Source organism: Pseudomonas sp. SWRI111 (assembly GCF_014268555.1).
Taxonomy (GTDB): Bacteria; Pseudomonadota; Gammaproteobacteria; order Pseudomonadales; family Pseudomonadaceae; genus Aquipseudomonas; species Aquipseudomonas hamedanensis.
Map to the genome: position 1 here is coordinate 185,248 of NZ_JABWQQ010000002.1, position 20,413 is coordinate 205,660.

Here is a 20,413-nt window from a genome sequence, read left to right on the forward strand (position 1 = left end):
CCCCAGTGTCTGATCGAGAGTTGCCCATGAACACGCCAAACGTTGAAGCCGTGAAACTGGATGAACTGAACTGCTGGCGCATCCGCCACGGCAAGGCTGAAGTGCTGGTGGCCCAGCAAGGCGCGCACCTCCTCAGTTATCAGATCGACGGACAGCCGCCGATCATCTGGCTGAACGACAAAGCCGACTTGAAAACCGGCAAGAGCATTCGTGCCGGCGTGCCCGTGTGCTGGCCGTGGTTCGGCAAGTTTGAACGCAACCCGCAGAGCGTGCAGAACATGTACGTCGGCGAGCAACCGGCCCCCGCGCACGGTCTGGTGCGAGCGATGGACTGGGAGCTGGGCGGCATCGAATCCGAGGCTGACGGCATCAAGGTCGAGTTCACGCTGCCCTGCCCGGAAGGTGGCCTGCCGGGCTGGCCGCATGAAGTCGACCTGACCCTGACCCTGCATCTCTCGGATCAATTGCATTACAGCCTGACCAGCCATAACCGTGGCCATGACACCGTCAGCCTGAGCCAGGCGCTGCACACCTATTTCTCCGTGAGTGACGTGCGTAACGTGCATGTCGACGGCGTGGCCGGACTGAATTACATCGAGACGCTCGACAACTGGAACACGCATCGCCAGCAGGCTGATCTGCAGTTCACCGGCGAGACCGATCGCATCTACCTCGACGTACCGCCGCAGTTGAGCATCATTGATCCAACCTGGGAACGCCGCATCGTGTTGACCTCAACGGGCTCGCGCACCGCCGTGATCTGGAACCCGTGGATCGACCGCGCCGCCGCACTGCCCGACATGGACAACGACGGCTGGCAGCGCATGCTGTGCATCGAGACCGCGAATGTGATGGATGACATCGTCACCCTGGCGCCGGGGGCGAGCCATACCATGGGTGTGAGCGTAGCCACTACGCCGCTCTAAGCTCTAGCGCCATACAAAAGGGCAAAGAGCCCTGTGGCGAGGGGATTTATCCCCGCTGGGTCGCGCAGCGGCCCCCGCTTTTTTTAAATCAAAAGCTGGGGCCTGCTGCGCAGTCCAGCGGGGATAAATCCCCTCGCCACAGATAAATCCCCTCACCACAAAGGCTCGCTCCTAAATTTATGTGCGGCGCGCTTTAGAGGTCAGCCTCCTGCACCACCCGCACTTTCTCTGCCTCCAGCGCATACGCCGCGTCGGCCAGGTCATTGCTGACCTTTTCGATCTTCAACGTGCCCGTAACCCACAGCGGTGTGTAGATGTCATCCAGCTTCAGGCCCTTGGGATAGCGCACCAGCACCAATTGATTTGGCGGCGGTGGCGGCACGTGGATGCACGCGCCCGGGTACGGCACCAGGAAGAACAGTGTGCTGCGGCCCTTGGCATCGGATTCCAGCGGCACCGGGTAACCGCCGATGCGGATGTGCTTGTCGTTCATCGACGCTACGGTTTTGCTTGAATACATCACCGCCGGCAAACCTTTGGCCTGCTTCATCCCGCCTTTCTCGGTGAAGGTGCCGCTGGCTTCGGGGGAGTTGTGGTCGATTTCCGGCATGGCCTCGAGGGCCTTTTGGTCCGACTTGGGCATCAGGTCGAGCCAGTCGGTTTCCGGCAGTTCGCCGGCGTGGGCCAAGCCGCTGCCCAGCAAGAGGAGAGTCAACAGAAAATGGCGCATGAGGTGCTCGGTATGAAAGTTAGAACAGTGAATCGCCGAGCATTCTAGCCCTCCCTGCCGCGATGGCAGAGAGGACTTTGTCGCTTTGGATCAGTTCTTTTTGATCAGGCCGTAGATCACCAGCAGCACGACCGCGCCAACCAGCGCGCCGAGGAAACCGGCACCCTCACCAGCCTGATAAATACCCAGAGCCTGACCGCCATAGGTGGCCGCGAGAGAACCGCCGATACCGAGCAGGATGGTCATGATCCAACCCATGCTGTCATCGCCCGGTTTCAGGAACCGCGCCAGCAGGCCGACGATCAAGCCGATAAAAATGGTTCCGATAATTCCCATGACATTTCCCTCTGATTGATTGGCTATAGCCTAGCCAGACTTTGGCATCCTGCCATCAGAGAACGGCGGGCCCTGAATGGTTCCGCCGCTGTCACATGAAACTGTTTTACTCGGCAATCAACGCTTCGACCTTGACGATCTGCGCTTGCAGCGTGGCCATGTCGGCGCAGCGCAGGTTGGCGTGACCGACCTTGCGCCCGGCCTTGAAGGCTTTGCCGTAGTGGTGCAAATGGCAGTCCTGGATGGCGATGACTTTTTCAACCGGCGGCACAACGCCGATGAAGTTGAGCATCGCGCTCTCGCCGACCTTGGCGGTCGAGCCCAGCGGCAGACCGGCCACGGCGCGCAGGTGGTTTTCGAACTGACTGCACTCGGCGCCTTCAGTGGTCCAGTGTCCGGAGTTGTGTACGCGCGGCGCGATTTCGTTAGCTTTCAGGCCACCGTCGACTTCAAAGAATTCGAAGGCCATCACGCCGACGTAGTCGAGGTGCTTGAGTACGCGGCTGGAATAGTCTTCCGCCAGGTCCTGCAACGGGTGATCGGTGCTGGCGACGGACAGTTTGAGAATGCCGCTGTCGTGGGTGTTGTGCACCAGCGGATAGAACTTCGTTTCACCATCGCGAGCGCGTACAGCGATCAGCGACACTTCACCGGTGAACGGCACGAAGCCTTCGAGCAGGCAGGCGACGCTGCCCAGTTCAGCGAAAGTACCGGCGACGTCTTCCGGCTTGCGCAGGACTTTCTGGCCCTTGCCGTCGTAACCCAGGGTGCGGGTCTTGAGTACGGCCGGCAGACCGATCGAAGCGACGGCGGCGTCCAGATCGGCTTGCGACTGGATGTCGGCGAAGGCCGGGGTCGGAATGCCCAGATCCTTGAACATGCTCTTTTCGAACCAGCGATCACGGGCGATACGCAGGGCTTCGGCACTCGGGTACACCGGCACGAATTGCGAGAGAAACGCCACGGTTTCGGCCGGGACGCTTTCGAATTCGAAGGTCACCAGATCGACTTCATCGGCCAGTTGGCGCAGATGATCCTGATCGCCGTAATCGGCCCGCAGGTGTTCGCCCAGCGCGGCCGCACAGGCGTCCGGCGCAGGGTCGAGGAAAGCGAAGTTCATGCCCAGCGGAGTGCCCGCCAGGGCCAACATGCGGCCCAACTGGCCGCCACCGATTACACCGATCTTCATCTCAACAACCTCAGGCAATACGTGGGTCTGGATTGTCCAGGACGCTGTCTGTCTGCTCGGCACGGAAGGTTTTCAGTACCGCGTGGAACTGCGGATGCTTGGCGCCCAGAATACTCGCCGAGAGCAGCGCGGCGTTGATCGCGCCAGCCTTGCCGATGGCCAGGGTGGCAACCGGAATGCCTGCAGGCATCTGCACGATCGACAGCAGCGAATCGACGCCCGAGAGCATGGCTGACTGCACCGGCACACCCAGCACCGGCAGGTGGGTCTTGGCCGCACACATGCCAGGCAAGTGGGCTGCGCCGCCAGCACCGGCGATAATCACCTCGATGCCGCGGCTTTCAGCCTCTTCGGCGTACTGGAACAGCAGATCCGGGGTGCGGTGGGCGGAAACCACCTTGACCTCGTACGGGATGCCGAGCTTTTCCAGCATATCGGCGGTGTGGCTAAGGGTGGACCAATCGGACTTGGAGCCCATGATCACGCCAACCAGTGCACTCATCGTCGCGCCTCTTCTCTCTGGAGCGCCCGCAGGCGCGTCATAAAACAACAAGCCACGCAGGTTGCGTGGCTTGATTGTACGAAAAATGGCCGGACGTGCCGGCCGAAGGCCGCGCAGTATACCGCAAAGAAAGCAATAAACAGCCCCCGAAACGACCATCTGTCAAATGCCGCAATAGCCCGGTTTTATTGACCTTCAGGTCAGCCAAAGAACACCGCCAATCCCTTGTAGGAGTGAGCCTGCTCGCGATAGCGTCGGTACATTCTACATTTGCTGTGACTGACACACCGCCATCGGGAGCAGGCTCACTCCTACAGTGGATTTGTGGTGGGTCAGGAGGATTGTGCAGCACCACCTTCAAGCTTGCGCCACAGCAACCGCACGTTTGCCTTGCGCACCAATGCGCAGCGGTAAAGACGAATCTCCAGCGGCACATGCCATTGCGGGCCACCACACACCACCAGTTCGCCGCGCGCCAGTTCGGCACGTACGCTCAGCTGCGGCACCCAGGCAATGCCCAGGCCTTCCAGCGCCATGCTTTTCAGGCTGTCGGCCATGGCCGTTTCGTAGACCGTGGTGAAACGCAACTGGCGCTGACGCAGCAAACCATTGACCGAGCGGCCGAGAAACGCCCCGGCGCTGTAGGCAAGCAACGGCACGCTGGCGTCACCTTCCAGATCGAACAGCGGTTTGCCCTCGGCATCCGCCGCGCACACCGGGAGCATTTCGGTCTGGCCCAAATGCAGCGACGGGAAGATCTCCGGGTCCATCTGCATCGCCGCATCGGGGTCGTAGAACGCCAGCATCAGATCGCAACCACCCTCACGCAGTGCATGCACGGCGTCGCCGACGTTGGTTGCCACCAGTCGCGTGGCGATGTTCAACCCTTCGTTGCGCAACTGGGCGATCCAGCGGGGAAAGAAACCCAGCGCGAGCGAGTGAGCCGCAGCGACTTGCATCACTTCGCCCTGCCCGCCTTCCAGATGATGCAGGTGGCGCAGCACTTCACCAAGTTGTTCGACCACGGTGCGCGCGGTAACCAGAAACAACTGCCCCGCCGCCGTCAGTTCGACGGGCGTGCGCGAGCGGTTGACCAGCGTCAGGCCCAGCGCCGCTTCAAGGCTGCGGATCCGCCGACTGAACGCCGGCTGAGTCACGAAGCGTCGTTCGGCGGCCTGCGAGAAGCTGCGAGTGGCAGCCAGAGCACTGAAGTCCTCGAGCCATTTGCTTTCCAGATTCATCACGTCCTCCCGGACACGCACCAAAACAGGTCACACGTCTGCCGCACAGGCGGCGTCACATCGGCATTATGCCGAATGTGCATAGGGCAGTGCTGAACAGCATTGGCCCAAAAATTCCTACAAGCCTAGCATTCGCAGCGTTCCGGCACAGACCGGGTCCTTATCGAGATGATTTCTATCATGTCCTCCGCTGCATCTTTCCGCACAGAAACCGACCTGCTTGGCGCCCTCGAAGTACCCGCTCAAGCGTATTACGGCATCCAGACCCTGCGAGCGGTGAACAACTTCCGCCTCTCCGGCGTTCCGATTTCGCACTACCCGAAACTGGTTGTCGGCCTGGCGATGGTCAAACAGGCCGCCGCTGACGCCAACCGTGAGTTGGGCCATCTGAGCGAAGCCAAGCACGCTGCCATCAGCGAAGCCTGTGCACGATTGATCCGCGGTGATTACCACGAAGAGTTCGTGGTCGACATGATTCAGGGTGGCGCCGGTACGTCCACCAACATGAACGCCAACGAAGTGATCGCCAACATTGCTCTCGAAGCCATGGGTCACCAGAAAGGCGAGTACCAGTACCTGCACCCGAACGACGACGTGAACATGGCGCAGTCGACCAACGACGCCTACCCGACCGCGATCCGTCTGGGTCTGTTGCTGGGTCACGACACCCTGCTGGCCAGCCTCGACAGCCTGATCCAGGCGTTCGCGGCCAAGGGGAAAGAGTTCGACCACGTCCTGAAAATGGGCCGTACCCAACTGCAAGACGCCGTGCCGATGACCCTCGGCCAGGAGTTCCGCGCGTTCGCCACCACCATGGGCGAAGACCTCGCGCGTCTGAAGACACTGGCTCCGGAACTGCTGACCGAAGTGAACCTGGGCGGCACCGCGATCGGCACCGGCATCAACGCCGATCCGCGTTATCAGGCGCTGGCGGTTCAGCGTCTGGCGCTGATCAGCGGTCAACCGCTGGTGCCGGCGGCCGACCTGATCGAAGCGACCTCCGACATGGGCGCCTTCGTGCTGTTCTCCGGCATGCTCAAGCGCACCGCGGTCAAGCTATCGAAGATCTGCAACGACCTGCGCCTGCTGTCCAGCGGCCCACGTACCGGCATCAACGAAATCAACTTGCCGGCGCGTCAGCCAGGCAGTTCGATCATGCCCGGCAAGGTCAACCCGGTGATTCCAGAAGCCGTCAACCAGGTGGCCTTCCAGGTCATCGGCAACGATCTGGCGCTGACCATGGCCGCCGAAGGCGGTCAGCTGCAACTGAACGTGATGGAGCCGCTGATCGCCTTCAAGATCTTCGACTCGATCCGCCTGCTGCAACGCGCCATGGACATGCTGCGCGAACACTGCATCGTCGGCATCACCGCCAACGAAGCGCGCTGCCGTGAACTGGTCGAACATTCGATCGGTCTGGTCACCGCACTGAACCCGTACATCGGCTACAAAAACGCCACGCGCATCGCCGGCCTCGCCCTTGAAAGCGGCCGCGGCGTGCTGGAACTGGTGCGCGAAGAAGGCCTGCTCGACGAAGCCATGCTCGCCGACATCCTGCGCCCGGAAAACATGATTGCCCCGCGCCTGGTTCCGCTCAAAGCCTGAACCGACGCGCACTTGTAGCACCGCTCACCAGGTCGAGGGACTAGACACCTCTCACCTTTTGAGGGCTTGGGGATTTTGTCCCCGAGCCCTTTTTTTTAACCGTTTGATCCTGAGACCCGAATGTAGAGGACTGAACAATATGGAGGTGAACCCTTGTGGCGAGGGGATTTATCCCCGTTGGGTCGCGAAGCGGCCCCGATACCAGGAATAAGGATGTATCAGAAACACCGCGTGCAACGGTTTACGACTGCTTCGCAGCCGAACGGGGATAAATCCCCTCGCCACAAGGTGTTTCAAAGCTTCGTTTCGTCGCTTGCACCACAACCGTGCAGACGGGCGCGCCACTGATCGGTATAGTGCCGCCCCTCTTCGCGTGAGCGGTCGTCGGTAACGAGGCCATAACCCATGCGAAACCCGAACTAATAACAAAACCCGCGATATGGATCCGGGACGAAACCTTCGCCTCACCCGTCGTGCCGCGCGCAGACCGGTGTAACACGATGTTTCTCCGATCCAGCATTTGCACCCACAAAAAACAGCGAGGAAAAATCCATGCTCGAAGTCATCAACGACTTCCTCTCAGGGAAAGTACTGATCGTGCTCATTGTCGGGCTCGGTAGCTACTTCACGATTCGCTCGCGTTTCGTTCAATTGCGGCATTTCTTCCACATGTTCGCGGTTTTCCGCGACAGCCTCAAAGGCAGCGCCGGACAGCTCAGCTCGTTCCAGGCCTTGATGCTCAGCCTCGCCGGCCGCGTCGGTGCCGGCAACATCGCCGGTGTCGGCATCGCCGTGACCCTCGGTGGTCCGGGTGCGGTGTTCTGGATGTGGGTGACCGCGCTGGTCGGCATGTCCAGCAGCTTCTTCGAATGCACCCTGGCTCAGGTCTACAAGCGCGCCGATGGCGACGGCCTGTACCGCGGCGGCCCGGCCTACTACATCCAGCACGGCCTCAAGCTCAAGGGCATGGCAATAGTGTTCTCCGTTCTGCTGCTGGTCACTTACGGCTTCGCCTTCATTGGCCTGCAGTCCTACACCGTGACTCACTCGCTGCAGAACGCCTTTGACTTCAACCCACAGCACACCGGCATTGTCCTGGCGGTGCTGCTGGCCATCACCTTCATCGGCGGCATCAAGCGCATCGCCTCGGTGTCCGATCTGCTGGTACCGATCAAGACGCTGGCCTATATCGGCGTGACCCTGTACGTGATCGGCACCCAGATCGAACACGTGCCTGCCATGCTGGAGACCATCTTCAAGAGCGCCTTCGGCCTCGACCCGGCCTTTGCCGGTCTGCTCGGCAGCGCCATTGTCATGGGCGTGAAGCGTGGCGTGTTCGCCAACGAAGCGGGTCTGGGCAGTGCGCCGAACGTCGCCGCCGTGGCCGCCGTGAAACACCCGGGCGCGCAGGGCGTGGTCCAGGCTTTCAGTGTGTTCCTCGACACTTTCGTGATCTGCACCTGCACCGCGCTGCTGATCCTGTTGTCGGGCTTCTATACGCCAGGCTTCGAAGGTGACGGCATTGTCCTGACCCAGAACTCGCTCGCCGCCGTGGTCGGTGACTGGGGTCGCATGTTCGTCAGCGTCGCGCTGTCGCTGTTCGTCTTCACCTGCATTCTCTACAACTACTATCTGGGCGAGAACAGCTTGCAGTTCCTCAGCCGCAACCGCGCCCTGCTGATGCTTTTCCGCGGCCTGGTGCTGGCGCTGGTGGTATGGGGTTCGATGCAGGACTTGTCGACTGTGTTCGCCTTTGCCGACATCACCATGACCTGCCTGGCCTTCGTCAACCTGGTGGCCCTGGCCATGCTGTTCAAGGTCGGCCTGCGCGTGATGCGTGACTACGACGAGCAGCGCCGCGCCGGCGTCAAACAGCCAGTGTTCGATTCCAGCAAATTCGCCGATCTCGATCTGGATCGCAACGCCTGGCCGGTCAACCCGCCGGCAGTTGAGGGCAACACTGAAACTGCGCCGCAAGGCGTACCTGCTGCGCAACGCTGACAGGTAAATGGCGGGCGCATCCCCTGCGCCCGTCGGTTATTGTGGTGCAATAACTTGTAGGAGCGAGCCTGTTCGCGATAGCTACCTTTCAGCCAACATCAATGTTGAATGATGAACCGCCATCGCGAGCAGGCTCACTCCTACAACGTCATCTCTTGTGGAGATCTCAGATGATTGCCAATTCCTATCCCGCCGCTCAACACGTCATGGTGCTCTACACCGGTGGCACCATCGGCATGCAGGCCAGCGCCAACGGTCTGGCTCCGGCGTCCGGTTTCGAAACACGGATGCGCGACTATCTGCACAGCCAGCCTGAACTCGTCGTGCCGCAGTGGCGTTTCCGCGAGATGTCGCCGCTGATCGACAGCGCCAACATGACCCCGGCCTATTGGCAGCAACTGCGCGAAGCGGTGGTCGATGCCGTTGACGTACAGGGCTGCGACAGCGTGCTGATCCTGCACGGCACCGACACGCTGGCCTACAGCGCGGCCGCGATGAGCTTCCAGTTGCTCGGCCTGCATGCCCGGGTGTGTTTCACCGGCTCGATGTTGCCGGCGGGCGTGACCGACAGCGACGCCTGGGAAAACCTCAGCGGCGCGCTGGTTGCTCTCGGTCAGGGCCTTGCACCGGGTGTGCATCTGTATTTTCACGGTGAGTTGCTGGACCCGACCCGCTGCGCGAAAGTGCGCAGCTTCGGCCGCCATCCGTTCCAACGCCTGGAGCGTCAGGGCGGCGGAGCGAAAGCCGCTTCGATCCCTGCCTCTCTGAACTACAACCAGCCCAGGCAACTGGCGAACGTCGCGGTGCTGCCGCTGTTCCCCGGCATCAGTGCCGAAATCCTCGACGGCCTGCTCGACAGTGGCATTCAAGGCCTGGTGCTGGAATGTTACGGCAGCGGTACCGGGCCAAGCGACAACCCGCAATTCCTCGCCAGCCTCGCCCGCGCGCGGGATAGCGGCGTGGTGGTGGTCGCGGTCACGCAGTGCCATGAAGGTGGCGTGGAACTGGATGTTTACGAGGCCGGTAGCCGTTTGCGCGGCGTGGGTGTGTTGTCCGGTGGTGGCATGACTCGCGAGACAGCGTTCGGCAAGCTACATGGATTGCTGGGTGCTGAGCTTGAAATACAAGAAGTGCGCCGACTTATCGAGCTTGACCTTTGCGGGGAACGCCTCTGATCAGCGTTGGCAATAAAATCAAACCTTCCTGCAAAACTGTTTGCAGGAAGGTTTGAAAGATCAACTCAATGTCACCCAGAATTCGCCGCTGGCAAGTTTGGAACCCTCATCCCGCTCACCCTGGATGTCATCCAGCAAACCTTCGATTTTCTTACTGCCTTCCTGCCACTCAACACTGATCCAGCCACTTGCTGCCAACCACTCTTGCGTAGCATTCTGGAACAAGAAATAGACGGGTTCACCCGGCGCGGTGAAAACCACTTTCCGGCTCAACTCGGACTTTTTAATAACAATATAAATCATGCGATTAAAGTCCGGATTCCCGCCACTCATATCGAATTCCATAACAATATCGTTTGCGCGCACTTCAGCGCGGCTAACCGGAAACGTCTGCGCGACACCACCTACTTTAACTTTGAGTTGGCCCTCACTTGCCTTCTTGATCCCCTCGAAGAATTCCTTCGTATATTGGCTCGAATTTAACTCACCCATATAAACCTCCTTCCAGCTCATTAAGTTAAAGTCCGTGTCAAATAATTTCTCGCCACGCAATGCAACCTAGACCCAACTTAGCGCACTGTCAAAAAACAAATATACAAATAAATATATACGACAAGCGGTTAAAAAATCGCTCAAAACCTGTAATTTCTAACAGTAGACACTAACCGATTCTGGAATTTAAGATTGACATGCACAAGGCCGTGCCCAACGAATACAAAGCCCCAAAAAACAACTAAAAAAAAACAAACAATGCTTAACGCATTATTCCCTGCTTAGTATCAAAAAATTTCTGATCTAATCTTTAAGTCATCAATCGAGGTGTACGGCACATAAATTGCTGAGCTTTATCGTCCATGGCCGGAAACTTTTTATGCTGCACTCCCACCTCACCACCCTCAACGCCGTCTCGCTGATCCTCAACACGTTCAAGGCCGAAGGCCTGTCGAGCGAGGCGCTATTGGCCGGCAGCGGCATCGTAGCGGCGGATCTGCAGCGTGCCGACACGCGTATCACCACCCATCAGGAAATGCAGGTCTGCACCAACGCCGTCGCACTCAAGCGTGACATCGGCCTCGAACTGGGCCGGCGCATGCACGTGTCCTGTTACGGCATGCTCGGATATGCACTGCTGACCTGTGCCACCTTCGGTGACGCTTTGCGTCTGGCGATCCGCTATCCGGCGCTGTTGGGAACACTTTTCGAACTGAGTCTGGAAGACGCTGGCGAACAGGTCTGGTTCGTCGCCGCCGATTATCGCGAAAGCCCGGCCATGGCCGTGTTCAATGCCGAATTTTGCCTGGTCTCGCTGAAAGTCATCTGTGACGACTTGCTCGGCCATCCGCTGCCGCTACGCGCCACGCGTTTCGAACATGCCGCGCCGGACTACCGGGACAGCTATGCCGACCCCTTCGACTCGCCCTTGCACTTTTCGGCCAAAGACAACGCATTCGCCTTTGACCGTCACTGGCTGGATCAACCGTTACCACTGGCCGACGCCATTACCCATCAAGCCATGGCTGAGCGCTGCCGCAAGCAGAATCTGGAATTCACCGGGCGCCAGGCCTGGCTGGGGCGGATTCGGCAGTTGCTCGGCGCGCAATTGAATGCCGCGCCGGGGCTGGAAGGTTTGGCGCAGCAGATGAAATGCTCGCCGCGTACCTTGCGCCGACGTCTGAAAGACATGGGCAGCAGTTATCAGGAACTGCTCGATGAGCTGCGCTTCGAGCGGGCCAAGCAGATGTTGTGTGAGGATCAGTTGCCGATCTACAGGATTGCCGAGACGCTGGGTTTCAGCGAGACGGCGAGTTTCCGGCATGCGTTTGTGCGCTGGAGTGGTGTGGCGCCGAGTCAGTTTCGCCCGCATTGATATCCCTTTGCAGGAGTGAGCCTGCTCGCGATAGCCATTTATCAGCCAACATTTTTGTTGGCTGACAGACCGCTATCGCGAGCAGGCTCACTCCCACAAGGGTTCGTATTTCACCCCTCAGCCTGCGTCAACGAGGGGCGAATTGCGGTCACAGGTTTTGGCCATATCAATCCCCTTTTGGCCGCTCCCGACGTTCTCCGATTCGCCGTGCGCCGCAACACTGAGGTCAACCGAATCAGCCTTGCGGAGAACAACAAATGCTGACGATCTACTCAGATGATCACCACCTGCACCATGGCCGCTGTGAACTCATCGATGGCCAGCTCAAACCGTGTTTCGAGATGCCTTCGCGCGCCGACCATGTGCTGCAACGCGTACAGCAGCAGAACCTCGGTGCGGTCCAGGCGCCAAAGGACTTCGGTCTGGAACCAATCGCACGCATTCACAGCCGCGACTATCTGGAATTTTTCAAAGGCGCGTGGGATCGCTGGAGCGCGTTCAACACCGACGGTGACTTGCTGCCCTACACCTGGCCGGCGCGTACTCTGCGGGCGATCAAGCCGACCAGCCTGCATGGCCAGCTCGGCTATTACAGCTTCGACGGCGGCGCGCCGATCACCGCCGGCACCTGGCAAGCGGCATACAGCGCGGCGCAGGTGGCACTGACCGCGCAAGCGCACGTCCAGGCCGGTGCACACAGTGCCTTCGCCCTGTGCCGTCCGCCGGGGCACCACGCCGCCAGCGATTTGATGGGCGGTTATTGCTACCTCAACAACGCCGCCATCGCCGCCCAGGCCTTTCTCGATCAGGGCCACAAAAAGGTTGCGATCCTCGATGTCGACTACCACCACGGCAACGGCACTCAGTCGATTTTCTACGAGCGCAGCGATGTGCTGTTCACTTCGATCCATGGCCATCCGGAAGCCGAGTTTCCGTTCTTCCTCGGTTATGACGATGAGCACGGCGAAGGCGCTGGCGAAGGTTTCAACTTCAACTATCCGCTGCCGGCCGGTTCCGGCTGGGATGTGTGGAGCGCGGCGCTGGATCGGGCCTGCGACAAGATCGACCGCTATGCTGCTGACGTCATCGTCGTCTCACTCGGTGTTGATACGTTCAAGGATGACCCGATCTCGCAGTTCAAACTCGACAGCCCGGATTACCTGGCCATGGGCAAACGCATCGCCGCCCTTGGCAAGCCGACGCTGTTTGTCATGGAGGGTGGTTATGCGGTGGAAGAAATCGGCATCAACGCGGTGAACGTGCTGGAAGGTTTTGCACAATGAAAAAGCGACTGATCGCCTCGGCGCTGTGCGCGGCCATGCTGAGCGCTGGCGCCCACGCGAAGATCGCACCCTGCGCGTCTAAAACGGGTGCACTTAAAGATGACGCGATCACCGTGGCGAGGGCTGTCTCGCCACAGTGATCGCGCGTACGGGCTTTTTTGGCCGGTGATATTTATCTACCGCACGACCTTTCCACGGCCGCTTTAGCCTGCTCCGATTCCGCGCCTTCCGGCGCTCCAATCAGAGCAGGTAGTGCCCATGTCCGAAATGCCCACACCCAGTGCCGTTGATGTCGTAACCCAACTGGTCACTGGACCGTCGTTGCGCGAGGTCGCCTCGAAGACCCTGCGCCCGGCACTCGAGACGCTGTATCCGCAACTTGATCTTGATCCGCAACTGACCCTGGTGGTGACACCTGCCTGGGTTGTCGTCGGCGACCGGGTCATCCCCGGAGACAATCAAATCGAGTCCCTGACCGGCGTTCTGGTACGGCTCGCCCTGTCTGGCTCCAGCGTGACCTACATCGATGGCGAACATTTCCTGGCCCGGGAGGCCGAGCTGCTCTCGCCCATTCATCTGCCGGTGAAAATCGCCGCCATCGGTTGCCTGCTCAACGAACTGGCGCCGTTACTGTTCATTGCCTATCAAGAGCAGCAGGTTGACTACTGGGACGATTTCACCTACCCGGGTCAACCGCGCTGGCAGCAAATGTCAGATGCCTTGCGCAATGTGTGGAATGTCGATGCAAGCCTTGGCTGGGATGCCGACCAGTGCGCCATGGCCCAGGCTGTTTTCAACCACCCGGACAAGCTTCAGCGAGTCGCGGACCCATACCAGACGCGAGCCTGCCTGATCGACATCGACCAGGACGAGGGTACTGACCGCCGTCACAGGATGATGCTCGATACGGCGGTCATTATCGGGACGGTTGAAAAACGTACATTGATCGTGACCCACTCGGTGGTCAACGGCTTCCAGCGCTTCGATTCGGTGGAGGACATCGCCAAGGCGTTGCCGCGCCGCTTCCGGCAAGGAACCCCCGGCGCCAGCTTCAAATGGCGCCTGGTCGAGCCCCAAGGCCATTTTTTCGACCATCAGGCCTGCACCTTGATTGCCCTTGAGGCCGACGCCCTCGGCGCAATCAATTTTTTCGAGGGTTCGACCCTCTCCAACCTGTTCCCTCATTCCGGCGCAACCGGCAATCCTGATCGCCCGACACCACGCCTGGAGCCGCACATCGAGCGCCTGCGCCCGTTGCTGCCCGACTGGCTGAGCAACGCTCCGGCGGCCGACCAGACCCGTTACAGCCGCCATCTGCTGGATCTGACAACCGTCCAGCATGAACACAACGGCAAGACCTTTCAGAGCGAACTGGCCAGCCTGCAAACGTTTACCCGCGATGCCCTGACACAACAAATACGCAAGGACCATCCCACCGCCAGTGAGGTAAACCTTGATGACATCGAAATCAGTATTACCAGCCTGCAGGTCTGGGGCACGTTCGTCTGGCCAGGCAATACCCAGACCCAATCCCTGTCGCTGATGGATCTGGCCCTGCAAAACCTCGCGGGACAGCCGTTGGGCAACAAGACCGTCCGCTACAAAGACGCCAGCGCCGTCCCGGACTGGATGACCGTGGCCTATGTCGAATCGCTGGTGAATACGGTCAACATTGGTGAAACCTACCCGGCATACTTGAAAAAGCACTTGGTCGACGACATCCGGCAGGCCACTTCGCTGCAAGCGCTGTACACCAGCCAGTTGGCTATCGAACTGCCGCTGCTGGCGTTGCAACACAAGATTCGGGCCCGCGCCGGCATCGATGAGCTGGGTTACCGGTATGTCGTCGCAGCATTGGCCAATACCCACGGCGCGCGCCACGTCGATGGCCATGAGATCGTCATCCGTGAACTGGCATTCGTCGCCCATCGCAGCACATCGCGGGCCGATAAGGTCGCCAACATGTATGTCATCGGCCCGCGGGAAACGGACAAAGGTCCCTGCGTGCTCTATCAGCCGTTGTTCGAGCAGACGCTGCTGCAGTACCCCAGCCACGCCAACCTGCTGTATGCCATTGAGCATTCACGGCAACTGCGCGAATCGGTACTCGCCTGGCTGCCGGATGACGCGCGATTCAACTACAGCCAGTTCGTGTTCACGGCCAGCCTGCCTTCGGTCTGGACAATCCCGCAATTGCTCGTCAACCCAAGTACGGCCCTCGACATGTCGGGGCCGGTAGCACTGGGCACCCCAGCGATCGAAAGCGATGTGCTGACGACACTGCACAAGGCCAACGTCCAGGCCATCATCGCCCAGGCTGACCGCCAGTCAGTGTCCAACGCCGAAGCGCGCTGGGCCTCGCTCAAACGTGGCGGCTGGGCAATGTTCAACGCAGCCTTGCCGTTTCTCGGGCGCAGTGTCGGCACGGCCGCCTGGATCTGGCAGATCCTGGATGACCTTCAGGAAGTCAGCGACGAGGCCAATCAGCAACCCGGCAAGGTCGCCTGGAGCGCCATCGCCGACATTCTGCTGGCGTTGGGCATGGTGCTGGCCCACCGCGCAGCCGTGGGCAACAGGCCGTTACCCGAGTCGAAACCGGCAACGATAACGGAAGAGATGACGCCACTCCCGACAGCACCGCTAAAACTCATCGAGCCGCTACGCTTGCCCGATATCACCGGCACGGAGCTGTCGGCCAATCATGAAGCATCGCTCAACGGTGTCGCGGCATTGAAACGTTCGCCCGTGGCGCTCAACGATTTACTCGACCGCTTCAAGATTGACAAACCCAAGGCGCTCGGCACAGCCGCCAGCACAGGCGCGCATCGTTTTCTCCATGCGCATCAAGAGCGCTGGTACGCGCCGGTTGGCGAGCGTTGGTTCGAGGTGATGCTCAATGAGCACGGGGATGTGCAGATCATCGACTCACGCCAGCCTCCCCCTCGTGTCGGACCATTGCTCAGCCGGGCCGGCGGTGCGCAGTGGGTGATCGATCTGCGCTTGCGTCTGCGCGGTGGCGGGCTGTCCGCACGCCGGCGCAAGGCAAGAGAAAAACGCAACACGCATATCGAGGCACTGAAAACCGACATCACAGCATTCGACCAAACGATGCAAACCAAGGAAACACGTCTGCAGGAAGACCGTCAGGCCTTGCAAACAGCCCTCCCGGCAACACGTGCGCAGGCACGCGAACGCTACCTGGCTACCCTCGTCTCGCAAAGTCAGGCGTACGAGGCGATCATCGAAAAGATCAAGGCATTGCAGCTGGAAGAATCCATTCCCAATTATCGTACGGTCATGATCGAGCGGCTGGAGATGCAGCTGTTCCTGGGGCAAGAGTGGCTGAGTCAAAATATCCCGGAGTATCAGCAACAGCTGCAATCGGTGATGGCAATGATGGCCAGTGGAACCCGCGCCGACGACCAGGCGTACATTCAGGCCCAGGAAGTCACGACCGACCAGACCCAAAAGATCATTGAAAAAATCGAATTCGCCCAGACACGCTTCGAAGAACTGGAACGACTGGGGAAGGAAGCCGTCGAGGTCCGTCTTACCTACAGCGAGGCACTGCCGGGCTACGAGTTGCACGATCTCAAGCTGCTGCAAATCAGCCTTGCGGAAAATATTTGCCTCAAGACCGGCACTACCGCAGCCCATGCCGATGCGAGAAAGGTCCTCGCCGAGCTCATCGAAGATGCTGCGCTGAACATTCAGAGTTCGCTGAGCCTCATCGAGGACGAAAGCCTGAGCGATCTGCGTGAACGGATTGATGCGCTGAGCAACGTTTGCGAACAATTCAGCGCGGTCGATCAACGCTTCGCCGACTTCGCCGAAGAATATCCAGAGCAGATCAACACCGAGCGGTTGGCACACGTGCGCAAACGGGTGGTCGAGTTCAAGGCACGCAGCGACGTACGGCTCGCCGACCTGCTGCGCAACAAGCACGTACTGGAGCCGTTACCGGGTCCCTCCAGGCCAGCACCAGCGGCAGGGAACCGAAAGATCATCAAAACCCGCTTCAAGGGGACATTGGTTGGCGAACGGAAAAAAAGCCTCAACGGCGAGGACACCGATCTGGTCGAGGTGCGCACCCAACTGACCGGCGTCATCGCCACCTTTCATGAAAAATCACCAGGGGAATGGGTCGAACATGTCACCTCGACTCCGACGCCTGCCAAGACCGTACCCAGTGTCGAAGAAAGCGTCGCGTCAGCGACGGCACTGGTGGACGGCTTAGCGCAGTTTTATCGACAGAACGAGGCTCACATCAAGCGAGGCGCGCGGATCCCGGTGGAGATCGAAGAAATCTACCATCAACACGCGGCGCGTTTACGCCGCGCTGGCGATGCCATCGATGCGGCACTGACCGCAGCGAACCAAAGTGCAGACTCGACAGGATCAGCCGAGAGGCTTGGGCATTCGCTCAGTGAAGCGGCAACCGCGCTGTATGAAAAAGGTACTGCGGCGCGCATCCAGCTGATCAAGCAACAGCCGCCGACGGCCGCTCGGGTGCAGTGGTTGAAAAGTCGCAACGACGTGCGCATCGCCAAGACCGTTACCCGACGCCGGCTCAAGGGTTCGCGACGGGACTATATGGACGAATACGAAGTCCGCGATAAAGACGGCGGGGTGCTGTGGTACGCCCATTTCCATTATGCCAACGCCGAAGACGCGGTCAGTGCGTTCACCGCTGGGCACATGAAAACCGCCGCCCAACGGCGTTTGGGCCGAGCGTTCTATCAACAAGGCAAAAGCAACGAAGAGCTCATCGAAATTTACCGCAGCAAAATTGACAGCACCCTGGCGCAAGCGTTGTTCTTCAGCCCTGCCACGCCTGGCGCAGGCGCGCCAGTGCAGCGCTGATGGCCGCTTCGGGCACGGCAGCGAACCCCAACACCAGTCCGGCGCGCTGCGACAGGGGCGTCGCCGAGTCGGCTAGCCAATAACTGCTCAAACCGTTGATTTCCACGTCCGCGCGAGCGGCCAGTTCGATCAACTGCTGCTCGCGCTCGATGCTGTCCACCGCCACGGTCAGGTGCAGTCCGGCCGAGACCGCGGGAAGACTGCCCACACCGGCAACCGCCGCCGGCCAACCGGCAAGCAGCGCATTGCGCCGACTCAGCGCCGCGCGGCGCATGCGCCGGATATGCCGTTGGAAATGCCCGGCGGCCATGAACTCGGCCATGACTGCTTGCGTACTGACTTCCGAATGCCGGACGTCGACCGCGCGGCGTTGCGCAAACGCATGCACCAGCCCCGGTGGCAAGACCAGATAGCCGAGGCGCAGCGCCGGGAACGCCACCTTGCCGAAGGTGCCGACATAGAGCACGCGTCCCTGCCGGTCGAGCGCGGCCAAGGGCGCCAGCGGCGCGCCGGTGTAGCGGTATTCGCCGTCATAGTCGTCTTCGACGATCCAGCCATCGGTGCGCTCGGCCCAGGCGAGCAGCTCCAGGCGTCGGGCCAGGCTCATGACCACGCCGGTCGGGTATTGATGGGAGGGCGTCACGTAGGCCACGCGACAGTCGCTGAGGCGAGCCATTTCGTTGCAATCGATGCCTTCGCTGTCGACACGGATCCCATGCAAGCGTGCACCCGCCACGGCAAAGGCATGACCTGCCGCACGGTAGCCAGGATTTTCGATTGCCACGCCGCTTCCCGGCTCGACCAGCAACTGTGCACAAAGGCTGATGCCCTGCTGCGCACCACTGGTGATCACTATTTGCTCAGCGGCACATTGCATGCCACGCGAGCTGCGCAAATAGGCCGCGATCATCGTGCGCAGTCGCGCATCACCCGCCGGATCGCCGTAACAGAGTTGCTGCAGATCCGGTTTGCGCCAGAAAGCCGCATTCAGCTTGGCCCAGACCTCGAACGGAAACAGATCAAACGCCGGAACGCCAACCCGAAAAGCCCGCGGCGGACCGCTCGGCGGGCGAGGCAAATGGTGTTTTTCGATGCGGGAAAAACCGCCACTGTGGATAACTTTACTGGATGGATTCACAGGCAAATCCAGCGATTCTGTGGATAAGGTTGTGGGTAAGCCTGTTGACAAACCTGTGGATGGTTTTGTGGATAATTTTTTCGTCGGGACCAACGCCGGGGTCAATCGAGCAACGTAGGTCCCATCGCCGACACGCCCCTGGATAAACCCCTCGGCATATAACTGATCGTAGGCGCGTACGACACTGTTGCGCGAGATACCCAGGGCCCCCGCCAGATCACGACTGGCCGGTAACCGCGTGCCACTGGCCAGACGTCCATCAAGCACGCGCAGGCGCAACGCCTGATAGAGCTGGCGGCTCAAACCTTGTCGGCGATCGAGCGCTATGCCGGCCGGATTGAAGGGCATCGGCAACGGTGGCGAATCAGGCATGGCAATGGACCTATGAAATTGGCCATCAATGGCTCTTACAACAGACCAATAGCCTGCCTAGGATGCAGGCATTCGCCAAGGAAAATCTGCTCATGTACACGCCACGCGCCTTTGCCATCGAAGAGTTGTCCCAACTGCACGAACTGATCCTCGCCACGCGCCTGGCCATTCTGGTCAGCCACGGCGAAAACGGTCTGCAAGCCAGCCATGTGCCGGTGCTGCTGCATTGCGAGCAAGGCGAGTACGGCACGCTGTACGGGCATCTGGCCAAGGCCAATCCGCAGTGGAAAGACCTGCGTGACGGCGCCGAGGCGATGCTGATTTTCGCTGGCCCCGACGCCTACGTCAGTCCCGGCTTCTACCCGAGCAAGGCCGAGCACGGCAAAGTCGTGCCGACCTGGAATTATGTCGCGGTGCATGCCTATGGCCACGCCGAAACCTTCAGCGACGGCGGGCGCCTGCTCGACATCGTCAGCACCTTGACCAACCGCCATGAAGCGGGCCGCGCACAGCCCTGGTCAGTCGACGACGCGCCGGCCGATTACATTGACGGGATGCTCAAAGCCATCGTCGGTTTCGCCATCCCCATCGACCGTCTCGAGGGCAAGCGCAAGCTCAGCCAGAACCGCAGCGCCGCCGACATTGCCGGCGTGCGTGATGGCCTCGCCGCCAGCCCGGACGCCCACGATCAAACCCTCGCCCGCTTGATGCGCTAAGGAAAAATCACCATGACCCGGATCGACATTCGCACGGTCAGTGCCGCTGATCACGCCGCGTGGCTGCCGCTGTGGCAGGCCTACCTGCGCTTCTACAACACCGACCTGCCGGAGGCCGTCAGCGAGAGTACCTGGCAGCGCTTTCTCGACCCGACCGAACCAACGCATGCGGCGCTGGCCTGGGCCGATGGCAAGGCGCTGGGCATGGTGCATTACATTTATCACCGCTCGAACTGGAGCATCGAAAACTCCTGCTATCTGCAGGATTTGCTGGTGGTCCCCGAGTCGCGTGGCACCGGAGTCGGTCGTCTGCTGATCGAACATGTCTATGCGACCGCCAAGGCTGATGGTTGCTGCAAAGTCCATTGGCTGACGCGCGAAACCAACGCCACGGCGATCCAGCTCTACGAGCGCATCGCTGAACGCCCGGGCTTCATTCAGTTTCGCAAAGCCCTTTAAGGAGATGCGC

General features: G+C 60.3%; 16 protein-coding genes. 9 read left to right on the forward strand and 7 right to left on the reverse strand.

What is annotated here, in order from left to right:
* The first annotated feature begins 26 nt into the window (after positions 1–26).
* The gene (locus HU755_RS04390; RefSeq protein ID WP_186630732.1) at positions 27–926 is read left to right on the forward strand and encodes a D-hexose-6-phosphate mutarotase; all 900 of its coding nucleotides are present in this window, start codon (positions 27–29) and stop codon (positions 924–926) included.
* A 193-nt stretch (positions 927–1,119) separates the two neighbouring features.
* Here the strand turns inward: HU755_RS04390 and HU755_RS04395 are convergent, their stop codons facing one another.
* From HU755_RS04395 to HU755_RS04415, 5 genes are all read right to left on the reverse strand, one after another.
* On the reverse strand, positions 1,120–1,656 hold the full coding sequence (locus tag HU755_RS04395; RefSeq protein ID WP_186630733.1) for a DUF3299 domain-containing protein: 537 nt from the start codon (positions 1,654–1,656) through the stop codon (positions 1,120–1,122).
* 90 nt (positions 1,657–1,746) lie between these two features.
* Entirely contained in the window at positions 1,747–1,992 is a 246-nt protein-coding gene (locus HU755_RS04400; RefSeq protein ID WP_016772475.1) for a GlsB/YeaQ/YmgE family stress response membrane protein, read from the reverse strand.
* A 106-nt stretch (positions 1,993–2,098) separates the two neighbouring features.
* A complete protein-coding gene (locus tag HU755_RS04405) occupies positions 2,099–3,181 on the reverse strand; it encodes a 5-(carboxyamino)imidazole ribonucleotide synthase (RefSeq protein WP_186618785.1) in 1,083 nt (360 codons plus the stop codon).
* A gap of 10 nt (positions 3,182–3,191) precedes the next feature.
* The gene (gene purE, locus HU755_RS04410; RefSeq protein ID WP_007920220.1) at positions 3,192–3,683 is read right to left on the reverse strand and encodes a 5-(carboxyamino)imidazole ribonucleotide mutase; all 492 of its coding nucleotides are present in this window, start codon (positions 3,681–3,683) and stop codon (positions 3,192–3,194) included.
* 332 nt (positions 3,684–4,015) lie between these two features.
* Positions 4,016–4,924: a LysR substrate-binding domain-containing protein gene (locus tag HU755_RS04415; protein ID WP_186546137.1), complete on the reverse strand. Its 909-nt coding sequence runs from the start codon at positions 4,922–4,924 to the stop codon at positions 4,016–4,018.
* A 180-nt stretch (positions 4,925–5,104) separates the two neighbouring features.
* Here HU755_RS04415 and aspA point away from each other — a divergent pair, with 180 nt between their 5' ends.
* The 3 genes from aspA to HU755_RS04430 all read left to right on the forward strand — a co-directional run bounded on the left by aspA (position 5,105) and on the right by HU755_RS04430 (position 9,705).
* A complete protein-coding gene (gene aspA / locus HU755_RS04420) occupies positions 5,105–6,529 on the forward strand; it encodes an aspartate ammonia-lyase (protein ID WP_186546138.1) in 1,425 nt (474 codons plus the stop codon).
* A 552-nt stretch (positions 6,530–7,081) separates the two neighbouring features.
* The gene (locus tag HU755_RS04425) at positions 7,082–8,530 is read left to right on the forward strand and encodes a sodium:alanine symporter family protein (protein WP_186546139.1); all 1,449 of its coding nucleotides are present in this window, start codon (positions 7,082–7,084) and stop codon (positions 8,528–8,530) included.
* 170 nt (positions 8,531–8,700) lie between these two features.
* Positions 8,701–9,705 (forward strand): asparaginase, encoded by a 1,005-nt coding sequence (locus HU755_RS04430; RefSeq protein WP_186618787.1) that lies wholly within the window; start codon positions 8,701–8,703, stop codon positions 9,703–9,705.
* 60 nt (positions 9,706–9,765) lie between these two features.
* On the opposite strand, the gene HU755_RS04435 is transcribed toward HU755_RS04430, so the two are convergent.
* Complete coding sequence (locus HU755_RS04435) at positions 9,766–10,197, reverse strand: hypothetical protein (RefSeq protein ID WP_186630734.1); 432 nt, start codon at positions 10,195–10,197, stop codon at positions 9,766–9,768.
* Between the two features lie 379 nt (positions 10,198–10,576).
* Here HU755_RS04435 and HU755_RS04440 point away from each other — a divergent pair, with 379 nt between their 5' ends.
* From HU755_RS04440 to HU755_RS04450, 3 genes are all read left to right on the forward strand, one after another.
* Entirely contained in the window at positions 10,577–11,572 is a 996-nt protein-coding gene (locus HU755_RS04440; RefSeq protein WP_186630735.1) for an AraC family transcriptional regulator, read from the forward strand.
* Positions 11,573–11,829: 257 nt separating this feature from the next.
* Entirely contained in the window at positions 11,830–12,855 is a 1,026-nt protein-coding gene (locus HU755_RS04445) for a histone deacetylase family protein (RefSeq protein ID WP_186630736.1), read from the forward strand.
* A 258-nt stretch (positions 12,856–13,113) separates the two neighbouring features.
* Entirely contained in the window at positions 13,114–17,718 is a 4,605-nt protein-coding gene (locus HU755_RS04450) for a DUF6543 domain-containing protein (RefSeq protein WP_186630737.1), read from the forward strand.
* Here the strand turns inward: HU755_RS04450 and HU755_RS04455 are convergent.
* Positions 17,675–19,228 carry a PLP-dependent aminotransferase family protein gene (locus HU755_RS04455; protein WP_186630738.1) on the reverse strand — a complete coding sequence of 518 codons (1,554 nt, stop codon included), beginning with the start codon at positions 19,226–19,228 and terminating at the stop codon, positions 17,675–17,677. The two genes, HU755_RS04450 and HU755_RS04455, sit on opposite strands and share 44 nt — an antisense overlap.
* A gap of 92 nt (positions 19,229–19,320) precedes the next feature.
* Between HU755_RS04455 and HU755_RS04460 the strand changes: the two genes are divergently transcribed.
* A complete protein-coding gene (locus HU755_RS04460) occupies positions 19,321–19,944 on the forward strand; it encodes an FMN-binding negative transcriptional regulator (RefSeq protein WP_186618793.1) in 624 nt (207 codons plus the stop codon).
* Positions 19,945–19,956: 12 nt separating this feature from the next.
* Entirely contained in the window at positions 19,957–20,403 is a 447-nt protein-coding gene (locus HU755_RS04465; protein WP_186630739.1) for a GNAT family N-acetyltransferase, read from the forward strand.
* Positions 20,404–20,413: the final 10 nt, after the last annotated feature.

What these genes read in the sequence shown, in the direction of transcription:
- HU755_RS04390 (WP_186630732.1), top strand. Translation starts at nt 27, where the DNA reads ATGAACACGCCAAACGTTGAAGCCGTGAAACTGGATGAACTGAACTGC.
- HU755_RS04395 (WP_186630733.1), bottom strand. Translation starts at nt 1,656, where the DNA reads ATGCGCCATTTTCTGTTGACTCTCCTCTTGCTGGGCAGCGGCTTGGCC.
- HU755_RS04400 (WP_016772475.1), bottom strand. Translation starts at nt 1,992, where the DNA reads ATGGGAATTATCGGAACCATTTTTATCGGCTTGATCGTCGGCCTGCTG.
- HU755_RS04405 (WP_186618785.1), bottom strand. Translation starts at nt 3,181, where the DNA reads ATGAAGATCGGTGTAATCGGTGGCGGCCAGTTGGGCCGCATGTTGGCC.
- purE (WP_007920220.1), bottom strand. Translation starts at nt 3,683, where the DNA reads ATGAGTGCACTGGTTGGCGTGATCATGGGCTCCAAGTCCGATTGGTCC.
- HU755_RS04415 (WP_186546137.1), bottom strand. Translation starts at nt 4,924, where the DNA reads ATGAATCTGGAAAGCAAATGGCTCGAGGACTTCAGTGCTCTGGCTGCC.
- aspA (WP_186546138.1), top strand. Translation starts at nt 5,105, where the DNA reads ATGTCCTCCGCTGCATCTTTCCGCACAGAAACCGACCTGCTTGGCGCC.
- HU755_RS04425 (WP_186546139.1), top strand. Translation starts at nt 7,082, where the DNA reads ATGCTCGAAGTCATCAACGACTTCCTCTCAGGGAAAGTACTGATCGTG.
- HU755_RS04430 (WP_186618787.1), top strand. Translation starts at nt 8,701, where the DNA reads ATGATTGCCAATTCCTATCCCGCCGCTCAACACGTCATGGTGCTCTAC.
- HU755_RS04435 (WP_186630734.1), bottom strand. Translation starts at nt 10,197, where the DNA reads ATGGGTGAGTTAAATTCGAGCCAATATACGAAGGAATTCTTCGAGGGG.
- HU755_RS04440 (WP_186630735.1), top strand. Translation starts at nt 10,577, where the DNA reads ATGCTGCACTCCCACCTCACCACCCTCAACGCCGTCTCGCTGATCCTC.
- HU755_RS04445 (WP_186630736.1), top strand. Translation starts at nt 11,830, where the DNA reads ATGCTGACGATCTACTCAGATGATCACCACCTGCACCATGGCCGCTGT.
- HU755_RS04450 (WP_186630737.1), top strand. Translation starts at nt 13,114, where the DNA reads ATGTCCGAAATGCCCACACCCAGTGCCGTTGATGTCGTAACCCAACTG.
- HU755_RS04455 (WP_186630738.1), bottom strand. Translation starts at nt 19,228, where the DNA reads ATGCCTGATTCGCCACCGTTGCCGATGCCCTTCAATCCGGCCGGCATA.
- HU755_RS04460 (WP_186618793.1), top strand. Translation starts at nt 19,321, where the DNA reads ATGTACACGCCACGCGCCTTTGCCATCGAAGAGTTGTCCCAACTGCAC.
- HU755_RS04465 (WP_186630739.1), top strand. Translation starts at nt 19,957, where the DNA reads ATGACCCGGATCGACATTCGCACGGTCAGTGCCGCTGATCACGCCGCG.